Annotated in this window: 14 protein-coding genes, 1 tRNA gene and 8 pseudogenes; 6 read left to right on the plus strand and 17 right to left on the minus strand. The window is 52.4% G+C overall.

The features are described from left to right. The first annotated feature begins 4 nt into the window (after positions 1–4). From proA to JZM24_RS04890, 3 genes and pseudogenes are all read left to right on the plus strand, one after another. A pseudogene (gene proA / locus JZM24_RS04880) lies at positions 5–1,259 on the plus strand (glutamate-5-semialdehyde dehydrogenase). Positions 1,260–1,726: 467 nt separating this feature from the next. Continuing rightward, positions 1,727–1,802, plus strand: a tRNA-Thr gene (locus JZM24_RS04885). 148 nt (positions 1,803–1,950) lie between these two features. Next, positions 1,951–3,125 (plus strand): annotated as a pseudogene (locus JZM24_RS04890) (tyrosine-type recombinase/integrase). Here the strand turns inward: JZM24_RS04890 and JZM24_RS04895 are convergent. The 5 genes and pseudogenes from JZM24_RS04895 to JZM24_RS04915 all read right to left on the minus strand — a co-directional run bounded on the left by JZM24_RS04895 (position 3,122) and on the right by JZM24_RS04915 (position 6,183). After that, positions 3,122–3,307, minus strand: coding sequence for a helix-turn-helix transcriptional regulator (locus JZM24_RS04895; protein WP_215668825.1), 186 nt, complete (start codon positions 3,305–3,307; stop codon positions 3,122–3,124). The pseudogene JZM24_RS04890 and the gene JZM24_RS04895 overlap by 4 nt on opposite strands. Before the next feature lie 113 nt (positions 3,308–3,420). Further along, the gene (locus tag JZM24_RS18390; protein WP_246579880.1) at positions 3,421–3,744 is read right to left on the minus strand and encodes a hypothetical protein; all 324 of its coding nucleotides are present in this window, start codon (positions 3,742–3,744) and stop codon (positions 3,421–3,423) included. Further along, positions 3,734–5,040, minus strand: a pseudogene (locus JZM24_RS04905) (SNF2-related protein). Before JZM24_RS04905 ends, JZM24_RS18390 begins: the two are co-directional and overlap by 11 nt. A 140-nt stretch (positions 5,041–5,180) precedes the next feature. Continuing rightward, positions 5,181–6,026, minus strand: coding sequence for a phage antirepressor KilAC domain-containing protein (locus JZM24_RS04910; protein ID WP_246579881.1), 846 nt, complete (start codon positions 6,024–6,026; stop codon positions 5,181–5,183). Further along, positions 6,007–6,183, minus strand: coding sequence for a hypothetical protein (locus JZM24_RS04915; RefSeq protein WP_215668826.1), 177 nt, complete (start codon positions 6,181–6,183; stop codon positions 6,007–6,009). The genes JZM24_RS04910 and JZM24_RS04915 overlap by 20 nt, the downstream gene beginning before the upstream one ends. 117 nt (positions 6,184–6,300) lie before the next feature. Here JZM24_RS04915 and JZM24_RS04920 point away from each other — a divergent pair, with 117 nt between their 5' ends. Then, a complete protein-coding gene (locus JZM24_RS04920; protein WP_215668828.1) occupies positions 6,301–6,630 on the plus strand; it encodes an Arc family DNA-binding protein in 330 nt (109 codons plus the stop codon). A gap of 146 nt (positions 6,631–6,776) precedes the next feature. Here JZM24_RS04920 and JZM24_RS04925 read toward each other — a convergent pair whose 3' ends face one another. The 9 genes and pseudogenes from JZM24_RS04925 to JZM24_RS04960 form a co-directional block, all read right to left on the minus strand. Continuing rightward, a complete protein-coding gene (locus JZM24_RS04925) occupies positions 6,777–7,046 on the minus strand; it encodes a PDDEXK family nuclease (RefSeq protein WP_215670012.1) in 270 nt (89 codons plus the stop codon). Then, positions 7,030–7,290 (minus strand): ANR family transcriptional regulator, encoded by a 261-nt coding sequence (locus JZM24_RS04930; RefSeq protein ID WP_215668830.1) that lies wholly within the window; start codon positions 7,288–7,290, stop codon positions 7,030–7,032. The genes JZM24_RS04925 and JZM24_RS04930 overlap by 17 nt, the downstream gene beginning before the upstream one ends. Positions 7,291–7,294: 4 nt before the next feature. Further along, positions 7,295–9,271: pseudogene (locus tag JZM24_RS04935) on the minus strand (DNA polymerase). Positions 9,272–9,354: 83 nt separating this feature from the next. Then, complete coding sequence (locus JZM24_RS04940) at positions 9,355–9,840, minus strand: NUMOD4 domain-containing protein (RefSeq protein ID WP_215668832.1); 486 nt, start codon at positions 9,838–9,840, stop codon at positions 9,355–9,357. A gap of 391 nt (positions 9,841–10,231) precedes the next feature. Next, the gene (locus JZM24_RS04945; RefSeq protein ID WP_215668833.1) at positions 10,232–10,780 is read right to left on the minus strand and encodes a DUF2815 family protein; all 549 of its coding nucleotides are present in this window, start codon (positions 10,778–10,780) and stop codon (positions 10,232–10,234) included. 12 nt (positions 10,781–10,792) lie between these two features. Next, positions 10,793–11,818 (minus strand): annotated as a pseudogene (locus JZM24_RS04950) (DUF2800 domain-containing protein). Positions 11,819–11,849: 31 nt separating this feature from the next. Next, complete coding sequence (locus JZM24_RS19365) at positions 11,850–12,101, minus strand: DUF2800 domain-containing protein (protein ID WP_312884912.1); 252 nt, start codon at positions 12,099–12,101, stop codon at positions 11,850–11,852. A gap of 2 nt (positions 12,102–12,103) precedes the next feature. Continuing rightward, positions 12,104–13,003 carry a hypothetical protein gene (locus JZM24_RS04955; RefSeq protein ID WP_215668835.1) on the minus strand — a complete coding sequence of 300 codons (900 nt, stop codon included), beginning with the start codon at positions 13,001–13,003 and terminating at the stop codon, positions 12,104–12,106. Positions 13,004–13,811: 808 nt separating this feature from the next. Continuing rightward, on the minus strand, positions 13,812–14,441 hold the full coding sequence (locus tag JZM24_RS04960) for a LexA family protein (RefSeq protein WP_215668836.1): 630 nt from the start codon (positions 14,439–14,441) through the stop codon (positions 13,812–13,814). 126 nt (positions 14,442–14,567) lie between these two features. On the opposite strand from JZM24_RS04960, the pseudogene JZM24_RS19370 reads away from it, so the two are divergent. Then, positions 14,568–14,663, plus strand: a pseudogene (locus JZM24_RS19370) (helix-turn-helix domain-containing protein); the annotation flags it as partial. 123 nt (positions 14,664–14,786) lie between these two features. Further along, positions 14,787–16,832, plus strand: a pseudogene (locus tag JZM24_RS18395) (VapE domain-containing protein); the annotation flags it as partial. A 36-nt stretch (positions 16,833–16,868) separates the two neighbouring features. Here JZM24_RS18395 and JZM24_RS04980 read toward each other — a convergent pair. The 3 genes and pseudogenes from JZM24_RS04980 to JZM24_RS18400 form a co-directional block, all read right to left on the minus strand. Next, positions 16,869–18,075 (minus strand): annotated as a pseudogene (locus JZM24_RS04980) (IS3 family transposase). Between the two features lie 75 nt (positions 18,076–18,150). Continuing rightward, positions 18,151–18,504, minus strand: a complete 354-nt coding sequence (locus JZM24_RS04985; protein ID WP_215668838.1) for a Rieske 2Fe-2S domain-containing protein — start codon at positions 18,502–18,504, stop codon at positions 18,151–18,153. Between the two features lie 50 nt (positions 18,505–18,554). After that, on the minus strand, positions 18,555–19,004 hold the full coding sequence (locus JZM24_RS18400) for a hypothetical protein (protein ID WP_246579882.1): 450 nt from the start codon (positions 19,002–19,004) through the stop codon (positions 18,555–18,557). Positions 19,005–19,008 lie beyond the last annotated feature (4 nt).

A 19,008-nucleotide genomic window follows, 5' to 3' on the forward strand; every position in this document is an offset into this window, starting at 1 on the left:
GCATATGCTTGAGCAAATTGGCAAAGCGGCGAAAGAGGCCTCATGGCAGCTGGCGGTATTGACCAGCGCGCAAAAAGATAGCGCGCTGCAGGCCATTGCCGACAGCCTGGAAGCCAATAGCCAGAGCATTCTCGACGCCAACGCACAGGATATGGCGGAGGCGCGCCGCAACGGCCTCGGCGACGCGCTGTTGGATCGCCTGCTGCTGAATCCGGCGCGCCTTGCCGCCATCGCCGCGGACGTGCGCCAGGTGTGCCGTCTCACCGATCCGGTCGGGCAGGTGCTAGGCGGACAGCGGTTGGACAGCGGCCTGTCGTTGGAACGCCGCCGGGTTCCGCTCGGCGTGGTGGGGGTCATCTATGAGGCGCGCCCCAACGTTACCGTCGATGTGGCGGCGCTGTGCCTGAAAACCGGCAACGCGGTGATTTTGCGCGGCGGCAAGGAAACCTACCGTACCAACGCCGCCACAGTGAAAGTCATACAGCAGACGCTGACAGACTGCGGCCTGCCGGCTTGCGCGGTGCAGGCCATCGAGAACCCGGACCGCGCCCTGGTGAATGCGCTGCTGCGCCTCGACTGCTATGTGGATATGCTGATCCCGCGCGGCGGCGCCGGGCTGCACAAATTGTGCCGCGAACAGTCTACCATTCCGGTTATCACCGGCGGCATCGGCGTTTGTCATATCTACGCGGATGACACTATCGATATTGAACAAGCGCTGCCGGTGATTGAAAATGCCAAAATACAGCGCCACAGCGCCTGTAATTCGATGGAAACGCTTTTGGTACACCAGGGCATCGCCGAGCAGTTCCTGCCGCGCCTGAGCCGTCATATGCATGCATTGGGCGTGACATTGCACGTCGACGACAACGCGCGACCTTATCTGGCTGACGGCCCGGCAACCTGTGTCGCCGTGACCGAGGCCAACTACCATGACGAATGGCTATCGCGCGATCTGAATGTCAAGCTGGTAGAAGGTTTTGAGCAAGCGGTGGTACATATTCGCCATTGCGGCACCCAACATTCCGACGCCATCCTGACTCAGTCGATTCAGGCGGCGGAACGTTTCGTGCGTGAGGTGGACTCCTCGGCGGTGTATGTGAATGCCAGCACCCGTTTCACCGACTGCGGACAGTTAGGTCTGGGCGCGGAAGTGGCCGGTCAGCACGCAGAAACTGCACGCGCGCGGACCGATGGGCCTGGAAGCGTTAACAACTTACAAATGGATCGGTTACGGCGACAACCTGAGCCGCCCCTGATGGCGGCGGCGGTCTTGTGCCACCGGTCGGACAAGCCCGCGTCGGCGCTCGCGCTGCCGGCTCCAGCAAATAAGCGCTTATCTGCGCTTGCGCTGCCGAACCCAGTAACAAGCGCCTATCGGCGTTCGCGTGCCAGATGGCACAAGCGGGCAGGCGTTAGCCAGCGAAAAGGTGACCGCTCAGGGAGGAGCCCGCCGCTCTCAGCCAATCTGGCCGCGGCGGCGTGGCCTCCTCTCGCGCCGTGGCTTCTCGTTACAATCGAGCTTGGCGCAAACGCGGCAGGAGAGAGAGGATGGACAGCGCAGGACATCCGTGGAGGAACAAGAGGCATTTAAGGCCACTCGGCGCCGTCCGTAGGGAATAAGATGCTGCATTTATCAGCACTTGCACGCGCGCCTATTGACTCTTTTCCCGGATTTGCATAACGTGTGCACCCGAGATTAACGCCCGCATGATTATTTTCCCATGCCGATATAGCTCAGTTGGTAGAGCAGCGCATTCGTAATGCGAAGGTCGTAGGTTCGACTCCTATTATCGGCACCATCAAAGCTTCCAATCCGATCTAGTCCGTTTTTGATTGATTTAATTGATTTTTCCCGTTTGTCCGTCCATCGATTTCCGGTCAATACCCTTGCAATCCGATGTTAAAGCGGGTACAAATCCGGGTATCTATATTTGACAACGGGTACCTATGAAGCTAAACGCAAGACAGATTGAAACCGCTAAGCCGGCCGAAAAGGATTATAAGCTACCCGATGGTAATGGCTTGTTTTTACTAGTTAAAACCACGGGCGCTAAGTATTGGCGATATCGCTATACCTTTGCAGGAAAGGAAAAAATGCTAGCCGTTGGTGTGTACCCGGCTGTTTCACTCTCGTCCGCACGGCAGAAACGGGACGAAGCTAAGCAAAACGTTGCCGCAGGGGAGATCCGGTTAAGGCGAAAAATTACGCAGGCTCAGCGACAACACCTAGAATGGTAACCTTCAAAGATATTTCTCAGGAGTGGCATGAATTTAAAAAAACGCGTTGGTCCGATGGGTATCAAAAGGATATTTTAGAAGCATTCAGAAAGGATGTTTACCCCGTCGTAGGCAACATGCACATTGCTGAAATTGAACCAATTACTATGCTTGAGGCGTTACGTAGAATCGAAAATCGCGGTGCGACGGAGAAAGCCGGTAAAACCCGGCGTTGGTGCGGTGAAGTTTTTCGCTACGCTATCGCTACAGGCCGGGCAAAATATAACCCCGTCGTCGAACTAAAAAGCGCTATGATGGGACATGTTTACCGCCGATATCCCTTCCTGAACGCCGGTGAGTTACCCGATTTTCTCATTGCCGTGGATGGTTATACCGGTAGTCGGCTGGCGCAACTCGGCCTTAAAATCCTTATGCTATCGTGGCTACGCACAGTAGAGCTACGTACAAGCAAATGGTCTTACGTTGATTTTAACGCGTCTGTGCTTTCTATCCCAGCCGATGTGATGAAAATGGGAAGACCCCATCTAGTTCCGTTGTCGATGCAACTTAGTAAGCTTTTACGCGAACTTCATACCCTTAGCGGGCGGTTTGATAACATGTTTCCTGGGCGTAATGATCCGTCTCACGTTATGAGTGAGAACACAATAAATCAGATGATTACGACAATCGGTTATAAGGGGCGGGTAGTAGGGCATGGTTTCAGGCACACGATGAGCACTAATCTAAACGACCAGGGTTACCCCGCTGATTGGATAGAATTGCAACTTGCTCATGTTGATAAAAATCTGATTCGCGGAACGTATAACCATGCCCTATATTTGGAAGGGCGTAAGGAAATGTTGCAATGGTATGCGGATTATATTGATGAGTTGAGGTTAATTTAAAGAAACTGTTTTTTCCAGGCTTCAACCTCTCCGCGAAGCCAGCGCGACGATGTTCCTAGTTTTTTTGGTCTTGGGAATTCGCCCTTGCTAATTTTGTCATAGATCCATGACTTCTTCAGCCCCACAGACCGCACGACTTCTTTCAAAGTGATAAGATCAGTATCTAAAATTGGAGGTATCATTATTTAACCCCTTATGTTAATTAGTTGTTTGTTGATAGCTAAAACATGCTGGCCATACGCATTTGATATACTCGACCGAATTTATCAGCGCCTACTATACCTCTGCGAATAAGTTACTCATGAGCATGCTCCTTTATTGAGTCGATAAGTTCTTGGGCGTTGACTGTGAAGCGCTTTAACGTTCTACAACCGCCGACTTTTTCCCCGGCTATTCGGGTTCCAATATCGTCATCAGAAACCAGCAAAGAAAATTCACCTTCTTGATTGTGGCTTATTTCAATGTGGACCTTTTTATCGTGGCAATTTTTCATTGTTTTTACGCCCTGCGCCAGCCGGGCGCGTAGCTCGATGATTTCGGCGGCCATAGTTCCAGGCTCGTCAATGCCCTTAGATAGCACCCAAAATTTTAAACGTTCATCGCTTAATTTATAGCGCATACTTCCCCCTCTTTTTCATGGCTTCAAGTAATATATCTTGTACTTCGCGTTTTGAATTGCGTCGCTTCATAACTAATTCATCGGTTGTGTCCTCAGCGATAATATGATGAATAAACACCGGGCGATTGTGTCAGGCTTGTATTTGTCGCGTAGGGACGATGCGTTCGATTATTTGCTGATATTGTTCTAGGTCCCACCAATGCGAGAAAAATACCAGAATGTTTCCTCCGTCCTGAAGGTTTAAACCATGGCCGGCGCTGGCCGGGTGGGCGAACAATACAGGTATTTTGCCGGCGTTCCAGTCGCGCAGCGTTTGCGTGTCGGCGTCAAGGTGGCGGCCTTTCGGAAACGCTTTTTGCAGGCGTAAAAGGTCATGTTTCCAGTGATAGGCAACCAAAACCGGCATACCGCCAGACTTAGCTAAAACACTTTCAAGAGCCTGCATTTTGCGTCGTGAATATCTTCCCAGGTCCCGGCGTCATCTGTATAAATAGCGCCACTTGTCATTTGTAAACACCTCACTGTTTTTGCGGCTGCGTTTGTTGCTTCGATGCCAGAGCCATTTAGCTCAAGAAACATTTCTTTTTCCATCGCCTGATATTGGCTTCGTGATTTCTGGGGTAGCGTAATGCGGATCACGTTGTGGATTGGCTCCGCGATATCGAACCAGTCGGCAGCATTCAGCGATATAGTTACATCATGCAAAGTCGCCTGTATCTGGTCTTGAGCATATGGCCGCGCCTCAAGTTTCGACCATTGCTGGCCAGGAAATTGAATGGTATTGAACCACCTTGAAGTAAAAGCGCCGTATGTGCGGCCTAGTCGTTCGCCCTGGTCAACGAACCAGGATTGGCCCAATAGGTCGATAAGGCCGTTAGGCGCCGGCGTGCCTGTTAGGTTTAGCCAGCGGTGTACATGTTTATGCGCCACCTTTGCCAGCGCTGCGGCGCGCTTGCCGACCTGGCGGAGCCGGAACGACTTTAACCGGGTGCTTTCATCCGCTATCACGGTACCGAACGGCCAGCGTGCGCCGAGTTCTTCAACCAGCCATACCAGATTGTCATAGTTGATTGTAAATACGCTAGCGTTAGGATTATGTAGCGCGGCCAATCGCTCTTTAGCGGTACCTGTAATCGGTTGCATTTCAATATTGCGCAGATGGTCCCACTTGTTTACCTCGTCCGGCCAAGTGCTGGCCGCGACGCGCAAGGGAGCCAGCACCAGGGCGGGCCGTGTTTCGCAGCCCGCCATGAATAGTGTTTCCAGCGAAGTAAGAGTCGCTACGGTCTTACCCATGCCCATACCCGCCCATACGTTTGACCGCGGCTCTTCAAGAGCATGCTTAATAATGAGATTTTGATAAGGGTGGGGGATAAATGCCTGTTGCACGCTGTTATTCCTGTATAAAGCCCCGCACTATGGCGAGGCCGGTTATATTATGCAGCCTGCTGATTAAGCGACTGTGATAGCTTGGCTAATCCTTTTGGAGTGACCAGCACTTGTTCGACGGTCTTTTCTGAACCATCACCCCTGGTGACAACGGTGACTCTATGCTCCAGCAAACCAGACTGGATCTTGCTTTGATAAGCAAGCCAGCTTTTGCCCCCGGCGCGGCGGTAAATACAGTTATTGGCGTTGAGGTAAGCGAAGAAGTCTTTTGGCCGAATTTGCAGATCTTTGGCCGCAGCGGTGATGCAGGTGCCACCGTGAGATTTTGCGATGCGGTGCAGGGCATCAACATCCGGTTTCATTTCCTGCACCTGGTTTTCCAAGGTGAGCACCTTTTCGGTATAACCAAGCAGCAAACCGCGCATTGTAGCTGGGTCGTTAAGGGCAACCATCGGATCGATAGGCGTTGCTGTCAGTTTACCAGAGCGATAATCGATAAATGTCTGGTTTACCTGTAGCTGAAATGCAGGGTTAATCCATCCAGCGTAAGACACCGCGAGCAGTTCGTGGGCGAAAGTACCCCCATAACGGCCTTCTTTCTTAACTACCGAGATCTCGGTAGATTGATTGTCGAGTTCATTAATCAGTTGGGTTGTACTATCCAGCGCCAACCAATAGCTTGGCCCGTTCTTCTTTTCTGCGCCACTGGCCTTGTGCAGGGCGTTTAAGCTGAAACGCCCTTTGGCGTCGGTAGTGATTTCAACACCGGCGATGACAGGCGTACTATTATTTGTTATGTTAGACATAGTTAAGTTCCCACTTAATTGTTGCATGGACGCACTGGTAGTTGGCGCTACTTGTGCGTTTTTCATTTCAAAACTGTTCATCTTCATTTGCGGCCTCCTTCGCAACCTGTTGTACAAAATCAATAATCTCTAACGCTAGCTGATACCCTTCATTGAAGTTCACCAGCAACTGCGCGGCTTCAAGTAAGCTGGCCAGATATGCGAGTAAATCCGCATGATGAAGTTGTGACGGTTTTATAGCCATATCCAATACCCCATTTAGTACTCAATGTGAGAACCAAGTTATTAGTACTTTCCGTGAGGATTGAAGTCAACACAAATGTGAGGCATATTGTCCTCACAATTTTTTCAGGTGGCAGCGATGAGCAAAAGAGATGATCCACAACTAAGGGTGCGTATCCCCGCAGAACTCAAGAGTGAGCTTGATGAAAAAGCGCGTTTAAATAAGCGAACTTTAACTGCGGAAATCGTTGACCGGTTGGAAGCCACTTTGGTACAAGACAACCATCTCGGTAACACTTCGACCGGGTACTATGTCATGGTTGACGTCTATGAGGCTGAGGTTATGGCGCGTGAGGAATTAGAAGAAAAATACGCACGTGAATTTGGTCTGGCTTGGGACGATGACAATAAAGATGAATTGCGGGATGCCGTCGAAAAACTCCACAATGTCCTCACTAAGAGAAAGTGACCCCGTCTTGTTCAAGGCTTTCACGTAGCCGCCTTGTGATCTCAGCGGTGAGCGTTCTGTCGTTATCCGCTGCTATTTTCTCCAGCGCGTCTTTTAAATTAAATCCTGCGTAATGCGCACCCGCAGTTGTGGATCATCACGTTTACTCACAGTATTCCCCCCAAATTTTTACTGTCTAGCACTACCACGTCGAACCCTAGCGCGTGCAGTCTGGCGTGTTGCCTGAGTTGCTCCGGCAGCGGCTTCTCCCCGGGAGCTTTGCATTCAACAAAAACAATACGACCGCCGGGTAGGAGCACTACACGGTCAGGAACACCGCGAACGCCAGGGGAAATAAACTTGAAGGCCACGCCGCCGGCTTTGCGCACTTCTGCAAAAAGATGCTTTTCGATTGAGGATTCACGCTGGTATGCCATCGTCAACCCCACTTCTTTTTGCCCGTGCCTGCTCAAACCGACGTTGGCTTTCGTCGCGTAAATACTGCGCGGCGCAAAAGTCTGCCCGTTTTTCGCTCCAGTCCTGATTAAGAGGATTGCGCGACGCGCGATTAGCCTTTGCCCAAACCTTAGCGGCCCGGTCATATTCTTTCCCCTGTTCGATGCTCGCGGCTTCCCGCGCCGCCCTGTAATACAGCGGGCTATCATGATATTTGAATAGCATGGGTTTAATCCTTGCGGTAATTGTATGCCTCGAACCCGCCGGCGCTAAGCGGCAAGTCTTTGGCCCAATCGGGGGTTGTTGATAGCAGATCGCTAAGCTTGTCGTGCGTAAAATGGAGGCTGTCCGGCGCTTCGGTGATTACTTCATCGTGAACGGTTAAAACGATGTCGTAACCATCCGACTCTACGCGTGGCATATTGCCGGCCAGTAAGTCCCGCGCGGCAGCTTGCGTACTATTTTCAACCAGCTTTCCGTCGTAGGTTTTCAAGCGCTGCCATTTGCGGCTATAAGGATTCGTACCCATATAGCAAATGTTGCCACCGTTGATACCGATCCCGGGGTAACAAACGGCCCGCCCCGACGGCAGCGCGATACGTAACCAACTTCCATCACGGCGCACCTTCAGCCGCCGGCAGGGCAGTGTTACCCCCGGCGATGAAATAGCACGCCGCACCACGTTTTCCAGGTCATACCAAAAGGATACCGTTTCGCTATGCGCATTGCGCCACATGCGCTACCGCGAATCACAGGTAATAAAAACTTTCTCGCTTAGCCCGTAAGTTTTCTTTTGTTCGACCGACTTACGTCACCAACTTTGTGCCTCGCGCTGTATATCCCGGGGGATATTTGGTAGCGCTGCCCGAGCCAGATCATCTAGGTCCAGACCATAGGTAAGGGCTAACGTCACAAACGCGGCGACGCCGCCGCCGTACCCTAGGCCCAGCTCCATCACTTTGCCGATCTGGCGCTGGTTCTTATCGACTGTGTCGGGCGATATGTTAAAAGCGCGGGCATAGGCCAGCTTATAGAGGTCGGCGCAGAGTTGCCGGCGTCGTAATCCCGAAACGCTTGTAGCTTCCATTCTTCCCCGGCAAGCCATGCCAATACCCGACCCTCGATATTAGATAAATCGCTGACAATAAGCTTTTTTCCCGCCGGCGCCATGATACATCCGCGTAACGCGGAGCTTGTCAGTTCCATTACGTTATCGAAGAGCAGATCCGCGCAGCCGGCTTTTAGAGCATCGATTCCTCTATCGATAACCTCCTGCTTCAGCGTTGGTCTAGGTAGATTGTCGGGTTGAAATATTCGTCCCGCCCAGCGGCCCGTGCGGGATGCCCCGCAGAACTGTTTTGTACCCCGTAAGCGACCATCACTGCTGATGCTTTTAAGCAACGCTTTATACTTACTGGTGCTGGTGGTACAGGATTGCAGGCGTACCGTCAGCAATTCGCGCAAAGCCGGTGGCGTATCGGGATCATCGATCCGCCTTTGTAATGTACTGGCCTGCATGTCGGGTAACTGGATATTAAATGCAGCGGAGATGTGGCGTAACAGGGCATCACGCTGTGTTGCTGCCTGAACATCACCGTCTGTCATAGTGTGTGTCAGTCCCGCCCAGGCGCGATTGTTCTGCATCGATAGCTACAATTGCCGCGTTAGCTAATTCAACGTCCATGCAGATTCCGCGCCGATTAATACGCTGGTCAAGATGCCAGAGTCGGGTTTCAAAGGCGTTGAGATTCCATCGAGGCATTTGTTTCCAGATTACCCGCATGGCTTCGATATCAGACTTAGCGTATTCAGTGAACCTTTGCCATTCGACGGGGTGGGTCTGACTAGTGGCACGGCGAATTTTGCTGGTTTTTGGGCGAGGTTTGCAAAATAGCTGAATTAGCTGCTTACCGGCTTTATCTTTTGCCTGATCGACGGGGACATTCAGTATTTCGCACAAGGTATTAAGTGAACCGGGTAGGCCATGCGCCAGCGCCTGCACCAGTGTATCGTGAACACGATCCAGCGGAATGTTGATCCCCATAGAGCGTTGAAGTATTACCGTGTCGAACATGCCGCCATTGTGCCAGACGGTCAGCACCTGTGGATCTTCAAGTGCAGACTTTAGCTTTTCAGGCATGGGGGCTTTAGTTGTACAATCCCAAACCTGAACAGGCTGATTGCCGATAGCCCATGCGAACAACATTACTTCGGCACTTTCAGCATAGCGGTGGGGACCACAATTGATTGGCGTCGGACTGTACGTTTCAAGGTCGCAAAAAAGAGGTTCTACACTCGTTCCCTTTTGGCTACTTTCCTGTGATTACATCGGTTGGCCTTTGCAGCCTGAGCAATTGAGGGGAATATCTCACCGGTATCGGGGTTCTGTACGCGCACGGCCTGTTGGTTTAGTCCGGTAGCAACGGCATGGAGATGGTTTTCGCTGTAAGTAGCCCACTCAAGATTGGTGGCGCGATTATCCAGTTTGTTGCCGTTGATGTGATTTACTGTTGCACTCTTACCGCTAATAAAAGCGCTGGCGACAAGAGTGTGTACCGTTCTGGCCTGGCGATGGCCGTCCAGATGCAGATGAACGAGTGCGTAGCCGCTATTTGTCACCTGCTGAGAAATAATACGTGATTTAGTTTGGCGGAATGCTTCTAAACCGTTGCGAAGTAAATATCGCTGCATAAATACCCGGCTTCTGACTTTACCTTGATCGCTGATTTCATATCGATCTTCATAGCCGGGGATAGTTTTCCATATTTCAGACATGGTTAACCTCCGTATGGCTTATTTAGGCGTTGCATGGTCGGTTGGTTTATTTACGGGTATCAGGGATAGTGCTTTTCGCGGACTGCGATAATTTCTTCTATGTACGGGTTATAAGGAAGGTTTTCGACAGTGAACTCACCTCTTTTTCGATGGCCGACTGAAAGAGCACTAGACCCAATTTCATGTTTCTCCAGCCATACATACCCTATTAATTTCCCGTCTTTTAATATCCGGGCTCGTACTGTCACCCATTCTGGCGCTTTTACAAAATGCCGTCTGGTACCTTTGATATATTTCCATTCGGGCAGCATTGTAAATCCACCTCTTTGCAAAACACCCGGCATTTCGCCGGGGGGGGTATTGTCGTTTAGGCTTGCGCGTCGTAGCGGAGTTAGATCAGCTCTTCCGCGTCGGCGCCGTCGGCGATTTCGTCGAAGTCGTCGGGTGTTGCCACGCCGCCGCCGGCGAACGCGTCCCCATCCCGGTAGAATTGGACACCACCTAGAGAGGCGCTAATGCCTTTGCCCTTGTTCTCGTACGCGTATATCGTAATTGTCGCGTTGACGTAGCATCCTGAATACGGCCGACCGTCGGCGGCGGCAAGCAGGGTCTTATCGCGGTCCAGTAACAGCGGACGCGCCTTATTGCTTGCGCGGATGTACATGTTGCCTTCGTAACCGTCGTAATCGTCTTTCTCGCTGCCGTCGCGATATCCGAATCGCTGAGGATTCCCGCGAATAGATGCGAGTATTGAGTCTGCTTTCGCGCCCCATTTATCAACCGCGACTTTCTTGATAGCCGCCTCTATTGCGGTGTTTGCCGGATGATCTTTTGGGATTAGGAATGTTGCGCTAAATTTAAAATCCCCAGCGCCGTCGAACTGTTTCGCCTCGAATAAATCGGGGAAAGCTAGGAGGACATTTATCAATTTGATTTTCATGGCGTTTACTCCTTAAATGAGTGATTCAGCTTCGATGGCGGTCAAGTCGTCAAAGTCGTTTTCATGGTTGATAATTAACGCCGGGCGGGGATCGGATGCCGGCGCTATTGAGGGTTTGCCCGCCGAGCGGAATATCAGCCACTCAAGCTTGGACCAGCGGCGCGGATTGTCCTTTTTCAATAGCTTTTCGGCTTTGGTGGGGCTTATCAACGTGAAGGAATACATTTCCTCCTTTTTCAGACGCATGGATTTTAAAGTGGCTTCCGCTGCTTCCGTCGTAACCCAGGCGCGATTACCTGGCCTTCCTTCCACCAATTTGTAGCAGGGTACATCCCGGCCCGCTTCAAGCTCGGCATGTACTCCATTGCGCACAGCGCTACACCAACTTTCTATAAAGTCGAGTTGGCTATACACCTCGGCTAAATGCGCGGTGTCACATGCATTTATGCGTTCCTTTGCACCTGAAATCTGCGGCGCGATGTCTCGTGAGAGGTCAACAAAATCATCGGCAACGGTATTAAAATTGCTTTGCGTTAAGGCTGAACATGTGGCCTTGGCCTTGCAAAACCGACATTGCTTTTCGCCGGATGTGAAAACGTCAATCGGCAGTGTTTCGGCCCCCTCGCAGTCGGCTACGGCCGCGGTAGTTATAGCCGCTGCCGCCGCGTCCTGTGCTCGCTCCCCGAAGGCGTTCAACGCATTAACACTTAGCGCCCACTCCGACACGTGATTTAAACGCGGCTGATGGATGAAAAGGAGCACAGTGTCGAAGTCATGTAATAGGCTGAACTGGTTTAGGGCGCCCAGGGCGTAGAGCTGTAATTGCTTGTTCTCCTCGGCATCAACTTTCACCCCTCGGCCAAACTTCAGATCGTGGATTTGCAGCTCGCTACCGGCGAAGATCACGGCGTCAGCCGTGCCTTACTGGTCGGGTACGCCGACTACTTCCGAGAAATCGACACGTTGCTCAACAAGAAGCCTATGGCCCTGCGCTAGTGTCCAAACGGTATCTACATAGGTTTGTATGTGTTCCGCCATTTCTTCCGTGACTTGCGGCCCCGGTTCTGTTTTAGCCGGGTGGGCCAGCGGGTAAGTACCGATGTAATCCGCTGCATTTTGGCCGCCGCTTAACGCGACCCCCCGCCAGGGTCGGGTCCAATCTGTTACGTAACACGCATTCTGCAATCGCGTGCGCTGCGGTACCTTCTAACGCAAATGGCGACCCGCTATCCTCGATACCGTTTTCAAGGGCTAAGCTTCCGGTGCAGCGCATCCATCGATGCGCCGACGAGGGGGAAAGGCGTGCGTGCTGGTCTGGCATAATCAGCCCTCCAATGCTTTCTCGGCTGCCGCTATCACGGCGGGAAGGTCTGCGGGTGTGATCTCTGTTAACTTCTTGGCGTTGTGGTCGGCAAGAATTTGCTTGGCTTCATTGAGATAACCACCCTTCGCCAGCGTTAAAATCAGCTCTTCAGCCTTATTGAAAAGCGTATTCGGGTCTGCATCTGCGGGGGTATCCGTTACGGGTACGGGTTCGGGGTCGACTTTCTTCTGCTTTTTGCCGGCGGGTGTGGGCTGAACATCGGCGCGCTTATCGTGCGGTGTATCCAGAAGCAACGATGCGTATTCCCGGCGCTCGGCAATGCCTGGTAGTTCGTCCCAATGCGCCAGAATCTGAAGGGCAAGCTCGAACACGCCTGCACCGTGAAGTTTTATTGCGCGGCTAACGCCTTTGAGCGCCATCACCAACGCATCGATTTGTTTTGATTCTGCGCTACTTATCGGCGTAGCGGCAGCAGTGGCAGCCCCTATTATCTGCGCTTCGCTTGGCGTACGGGCGTCGGCACCGTAGAGCACTGCCAGCGCAACGGCAATCTCTAAGGGCTGCGCCTCAAGGGCGACCGTTTTGGGTTTATTTTCCCCCGCGGCCTTCCTTTTAAGCTGTAGATACTCAACTTTGTGTATTTCAACGACCGAATCGTCAGCGGAAATAATGTTTTCCAGCTCGGCCAGCGTATCGACTGTGCCGAAAGAATCACTTTCGGGATGTTTCCAGTAAAACGGCCCTTTGCGCGTGGTCGTTTGAGTTTCCACTTTCGGCGTGGGGAACGTGTCTGGCGTAAACGATTTACCTCTAGCCATAGCCGACAATAATTGAGTTAAAAGTGTATTTTGTTCGGCAACCAGTTTGTTATTTAATTCAAGATTTGATTCCAGACTCATAGAGCACCTCAGATATATAACGTGAGCGCAAATTTCGCGTTAGGGTTGCGTGACAGAGCAGCGCGTTTTCGTAAATAGCGCAACTGGCGGACGGCGTTATTTCTTGGATACTTTTCTAGATGGTCTGGCTTTACTTGCATGGTTTTCTCCTTTCCCTGGTATACGCGAGCGCCACCCGAGGCCGTGGCCAGGGCTTAACGAAAATGCCCGCGGCGTACCGTTGAGGATGGTTAATTGGTGACAGTGAATTCCACGCCATCAAAAATAAGATCCCGTAAGAGATAGCCCGACCGGCTTTGGCCATCTTCATCGTCGAATATGAATGCTTCATACTGCCTGATATTGATCTCAAACTGGCGGCATTCAATAAAACATGTGCCGTTCGATTTTGTGATTATTAATTTCATCGTAATGCCCTCATTCCCTTGATTTAATGGCTTCATTCCTGCTTACCTAATTCAGCAGTGGCAGGATAAATCCACTTCGCCCCATCCTCGGGGCGTTTCAACTGGCATGACTTTTCAGCGTTCCGCGGCGTATGCCTCTGCGTAAGCGATCGACCGCAAGCGAATCGCCTACCTGCCTGGTATCCGTACCGGCGCTATTTCAATTTGCCATGGCGCAGCGGTCAGCCTGTCATGTGATCCAAGTTGTTAAAGAACAACGTACGACAATGAACTCTTTTAATGTCATTGCGTAACGTATTTTTAATATTGCGAACAGTGTTTCTTAATGTCAACGCAATGCGTGGAATTTTTCATATTAAAAAAACCCGCAATAGAAGCGGGTTTTAGGAAGGGGAAGGAGCTTAACGCTTTCTTCGATGAATGCGATGTTCAATCATTGTTCCAAGGATTGAAATATTAGCTGTATCAGAATCGAGGATCGCGTAATCGGCATTAAGGGGTACCAATTCGCGTCCGCCGTTTGATTTTTCACGATATTTTCTGAAGGTGGTCCCATTCTCACCGTTTTTTGCGACGACAAATTCTCCGGGGTGTGGGAATACAGCAGGGTCTACGATGATAGTATCCCCTTCATGGAATTCCGGCTCCATCGAATCACCCTGAATGCGTAAAGCGAATATCAGTGTTGAGGCGGGGACGTCATAGTACAGCGACTCTTTCACATTTTCGGGCATAAGGAGATTATCGGCATCGGTAAACATACCTGCCTGGTCATACGTAACAACTGGAACATAACGAAGGCCGGGTGTGATGAAGCCCGTTGAATCGGTGCTGCCAAAAAGAAGTTCTCCTGGAGAAACCCCCAATGCAGAAGCCAGAACTACCGCATCTTCTACGCTTACTTTTCGGCTTCCTGTTTCGTAATTCCCCACGCGTGACTGATAAGTCCATCCGCATTTGTCTGCTAACTCCGCCTGACTTAAATTCAACTTTTCTCTTAAAAATTTTATCCGCTGGCCCGTGGTTTTCATGTCTCCTCCAATATTGCGGGTACAGTAAACGCAGTATTCTAACACGTAACGTGTATTTTTCTATCCGCGAATCGTGTTGCTTTCAAAACACAATATGTGTTTTACTGGCGGCTAGGAGGAACGATCATGAATAGAATATCCGCGGTACGGAAGCGAGTAGGCATAACGCAACGGCAATTAGCTGATTTTTTAGACTGGAAACAATCACGCATCGGTAACTATGAATCTGGCATCCGCACCCCAGACCTGCACTCATGTAGGCGGATAGTGGTAGCGCTTAATAGCCTAGGCGCTGACTGTAGCCTGGACTGGGTTTTTTCCACCCGAAGAGAAAAAGGCGTAAACATGCCCAAATCAAAACATTGGGGGGCAACACCCGATCAGTGGTTCCATTTCGATTTGGTGCTAGGTCGGGGTTCGGACCTGCTGCCCGTCGTATGCAACCCCAACGCACAATTGTCACCGGACAGCACGCTAAAGGCCCTGGGAAAAACTCCCAGCAAGTACAACAGACAGCGGCATGTTGTCGGCTTCAATAATTGGACGAACCGGCAGACCAATAACGCAGAATTGGAGCAGTGGATCGCGGAACCAGACTACGGGATTTGCGCGCGCATGGGCGGCGGCTGGCTGGCGCTGGACTGCGATAGAGAAATTCCCGAAATACAAGCCACTGTGTGCGAGATACTGCGATAGCAGCTTGGGAAGTTGCCGCCGCGCCGCGGTACCGGGATAATAGCAACAAATGCTTATACCTTCTGGCGGTCGGGGGTGATTATCGTAAACGCATTCACCGCCTGACTGACGGCAACGGCATTATCGAGCCGCTGGCCGAAGGGCAACAGGCCGTTGTTGCCGGTACTCACCCCAGCGGGGCGCGTATAGAATGGGCCCGCGGGGCGCCCGGCGAACCGCCGGTAATAACGCCCGATCAGCTCGAAGCGTTATGGGCCGCGCTGGCCGCTGCGCTCCCCGTAGAGACATCTACCACGGCGGGGGCTGGTCGCGTCCGCGATCGCACCCTTATCACGCCCGGAACGTCCGACGACGTCGCTGATTATCTTGATGCCAACGGCTGGACAATAAATTTCGGCGCCAGCGGCGAGCAGTATATACTATGCCCGTTCGCGGGGGGACACAGCACTCACGGCGACCCCACTTCAACGGCCTATTTTCCTGCCGGTACCGCGGGTTTTGAGCAGGGGCATTTTGAATGCCTTCATGCTAGCTGTGCACACCGCAACGACGGCGATTATTTGAACGAGATTGGTTACCGCGCTGCCGGCGGAGATATCCGAACCGGCGCCGCTTCCGGCGTTCAAGCGCGACAAATTCGGCCAGATCGAGGCAACTATCGATAACGCCGCCCGCGCCGTTATGCGCCCCGATTTTTGCGGCTTGCAAATACGTTTCGACCAGTTCCGGGATGAAATCATGTTCACGCCTGAAGGCACGAACGGATGGCAGTCTTTCGGCGACCCTGATTATTTGCGGCTGCGTATCGCCATGGAGCAGCGGGTGTTCAAACCCATTGGTCGGGAACTGATACGCGACGTTGTCATGCTGGTCGCGGATGAAAACCCGTTCGATTCCGCTATTACGTGGTTAAACGGTCTGAGCTTGGACGGCGTACCCCGCGTTGGCAGTTTCTACCATACACATTTCGGCACCGAAGATAACCCCTACACCCGCGCGGTATCCCTGTATATGTGGACGGCGCTAGCCGGGCGCGTGCTGTCTCCTGGGTGCAAAGCGGACATGGTACAGATCCTCGTCGGCGCGCAGGGGGTTAAAAAGTCAAGCGGCGTAGCGGCGTTGTCGCCGGATCCGGCATTTTTCACGGAGATTTCTTTCGCCGAGAAGGACGACGATTTAGCGCGCAAAATGCGCGGGCGGCTGGCTGCCGAGATCGGCGAACTGCGCGGGCTGAATACGCGCGAGCTGTAATCTATCAAGGCTTTCATCACCCGAACGCACGAAAACTGGATCCCGAAATATCGGGAGTTTGCGACGCAGTTCCCGCGCCGCCTGGTGTTTATCGGCACGACGAACGAAGACGAATTTTTAGCTGACAAAACCGGTAATAGGCGCTGGCTGCCGGTGCGCGTCACGGAGGTAAACGTTGACGCCATTCACACCGACCGGCTGCAATTATGGGCCGAAGCACGCGAAATATTTAAGCGCCTTGGCGGTGTACAATTCCGCGATGCTGAACGTCTGGCGACCACGGTGCATGAACAGTACACGATTAAGGACGCGTGGTTAGAAACAGTCTAGCGCTGGTTAGACGCGCCAGACTTGATGACTGAAGAGACACCGCGAAGCCGCGAATTTTTGCGCGCAACTGACGTTTTACGTTATGCGCTGAATCTCGACCCGAAGAATATAGGTGATCTTGCCCCGCCATCTCCGTACAGCTTTTGTATCTTAAGTTAACGAAGCCCGCTGCCGCCGGTATTCTCTCGGAGAGTGATATCCCAGCGCGCTGTGCGGATGGTTTTCATTGTAATGCGTGAAAGCTGCTGCAAGGTTTCGCAGGGCTGTTCTCGCATCCGGTTTTGGCATGAACTCGATATAGTCTTCCTTCATCGTCTTCACGAACCGTTCGGCCATGCCATTGCTCTGCGGGCTGCTCACCGCTGTTGTGCAGGGCTCCAGATCCAGTTCTCTGGCGAACCTCTGCGTTTCATGCGCGGTATACGCTGAACCGTTGTCCGTCAACCACTGCACCGCTGTATCGGGTAACCTGTCGCCGAAGCGCTTTTCTACCGACATCAGCATCACATCCTGCACGGTCGAACTGTCGTAGCCTACAGTGCTCGCAGACCAGTCTATGGCCTCTCTGTCGCAGCAGTCCAGTGCGAAGGTGACCCGCAGTTTTTCACCGTTGTCGCAGCCGAACTCGAAGCCATCTGAACACCAGCGCATATCGCTTTCTGCCACCGCGATCCTGCCCTTATGCTCACGCCTCGGCCGCTCTGGTTTTCAATGTAATAACAGCAGGTTATGCTCACACATGATCCTGTAAAGTCGTTTCGCATTTACCGGCGGCAGTCCCTCTGCGCGACGTTGTTTACGCAGGATGCCCCACACCCGCCGATAGCCGTAGCTGGGCATATCGCTGATGATGTCGAGGATGTCCGACAGTATTTCAGCGTCTGCTTCGTCATTACGCCGGTTACAGCGCCTGTCCTGCCAGTCGGCAGAACGCTTAATCCGCAGTGACAGCGGCGCACGCGACCCGCTCATGGCGCGGCTGACCTGTGCTATTCCCCGGCCTTTGGCAACAAGGGCGCGTGCGCTATCCATTTTCGTGACTGGCCGTACTCCACGGCTTCTTTTAGGATCTCAACCTCCATCGTCTTCTTACCCAGAAGGCGCTGGAGCTCCCGGACCTGCTTCAATGCAGCTGCAAGCTCAGAGGCAGGAACAACGTCCTCCCGGCAGCCACGGCGGTGAGGCTTCCTTCCTGATATTGCTTTTTCCACTTAAACAGCAGGCTGGGCTGGATACCGTGCAGTCGTGCGAGATGGGAGACATTCATGCCGGGCTCCATCCTCTGCTGAATAATGGCCATTTTTTCCTGAGGAGTTTTACGTTTACGGACTTCTTGACCTAACAGGATCCCGGTCATATCAAAATTGGCGTTAGTGCTAGACATATATTCAAGCCTATCTCTTATCTGGAGATACAGCTACTGTCTGGTGTTTCAGGGGGCTAAATCATTGCCTTCGCCGGTCACCACCGGTACCCAGCGGTGCAAACACACCGACGACATCACCCGCACCTGTTGCTGATGGCGGATGACGACCAACGGCTCTTTCACGATGTTTAGCGTGAAATAATCCCCTTCCGCAGGAATTTGGGATACATGCCCGACAAACAACCAATCGGTGCGAAACACCTTTTCCATTTCATACTCAAAAAAGGCTTCGCTATTATAGGCTTGTGCCGGCAAGGTCGAGGCATACGCGGCCTGTTCCGATTGCTGGCGCTTGATGGTTTCTATAATGCCTGCGCATTCATCCGTAACACAATCGATACGCTGTGAAATATCTGGCATAGCGGACTCCTGTAATAACAGCGTGTTCAGGCTGATGAGTAAACGTCAGATCACGCGGCAGCGTAATTAACGGTGACGCTTCCGAGCTCTTTTTCCAATAACGGTATGACCTGCTGGCCAAACTTTTCCAGCGAACGTCTGGCGTCGGCAATCGGCATATCACCAAATTGGAAAAAGCAATTATAATGGGACGGTTTAATTTCCCGGACTTCGCGGATAATACGCTCCGCGACCCAATGTGCATCGCCGATAATCAAATTATCGCGGATAACCTCAGCGGGCGGTTCATCCTGAAACGGCGGCGCGGTAATAAAGCCGGCGGCGGTTTTGACCCGGCTGTCGTGCAGGGCGGCGCTCATCATGGCGACAAACAGGGCCCGTTCGGCCGCCGCCAGCGCCGCCTGATGGCTGTCGGTGGCGTGGATATACTGCTGTACCGCGACCGGCATCTGCGCATCCAGTCCGGCTTCGCCCCAGCTCACCCGCGCATCGCGCACCATGGCG

Origin of the sequence: Candidatus Sodalis endolongispinus (assembly GCF_018777395.1) — a bacterium.
In the GTDB taxonomy this organism is placed as follows: Bacteria; Pseudomonadota; Gammaproteobacteria; order Enterobacterales; family Enterobacteriaceae; genus Sodalis_B; species Sodalis_B endolongispinus.

Coding starts and splice junctions, on each gene's coding strand:
- JZM24_RS04895 (WP_215668825.1), bottom strand. CDS start 3,307: ATGATACCTCCAATTTTAGATACTGATCTTATCACTTTGAAAGAAGTC.
- JZM24_RS18390 (WP_246579880.1), bottom strand. CDS start 3,744: ATGCGCTATAAATTAAGCGATGAACGTTTAAAATTTTGGGTGCTATCT.
- JZM24_RS04910 (WP_246579881.1), bottom strand. CDS start 6,026: ATGAAGATGAACAGTTTTGAAATGAAAAACGCACAAGTAGCGCCAACT.
- JZM24_RS04915 (WP_215668826.1), bottom strand. CDS start 6,183: ATGGCTATAAAACCGTCACAACTTCATCATGCGGATTTACTCGCATAT.
- JZM24_RS04920 (WP_215668828.1), top strand. CDS start 6,301: ATGAGCAAAAGAGATGATCCACAACTAAGGGTGCGTATCCCCGCAGAA.
- JZM24_RS04925 (WP_215670012.1), bottom strand. CDS start 7,046: ATGGCATACCAGCGTGAATCCTCAATCGAAAAGCATCTTTTTGCAGAA.
- JZM24_RS04930 (WP_215668830.1), bottom strand. CDS start 7,290: ATGCTATTCAAATATCATGATAGCCCGCTGTATTACAGGGCGGCGCGG.
- JZM24_RS04940 (WP_215668832.1), bottom strand. CDS start 9,840: ATGTCTGAAATATGGAAAACTATCCCCGGCTATGAAGATCGATATGAA.
- JZM24_RS04945 (WP_215668833.1), bottom strand. CDS start 10,780: ATGAAAATCAAATTGATAAATGTCCTCCTAGCTTTCCCCGATTTATTC.
- JZM24_RS19365 (WP_312884912.1), bottom strand. CDS start 12,101: ATGCCAGACCAGCACGCACGCCTTTCCCCCTCGTCGGCGCATCGATGG.
- JZM24_RS04955 (WP_215668835.1), bottom strand. CDS start 13,003: ATGAGTCTGGAATCAAATCTTGAATTAAATAACAAACTGGTTGCCGAA.
- JZM24_RS04960 (WP_215668836.1), bottom strand. CDS start 14,441: ATGAAAACCACGGGCCAGCGGATAAAATTTTTAAGAGAAAAGTTGAAT.
- JZM24_RS04985 (WP_215668838.1), bottom strand. CDS start 18,504: ATGCCAGATATTTCACAGCGTATCGATTGTGTTACGGATGAATGCGCA.
- JZM24_RS18400 (WP_246579882.1), bottom strand. CDS start 19,004: ATGGTGCGCGATGCGCGGGTGAGCTGGGGCGAAGCCGGACTGGATGCG.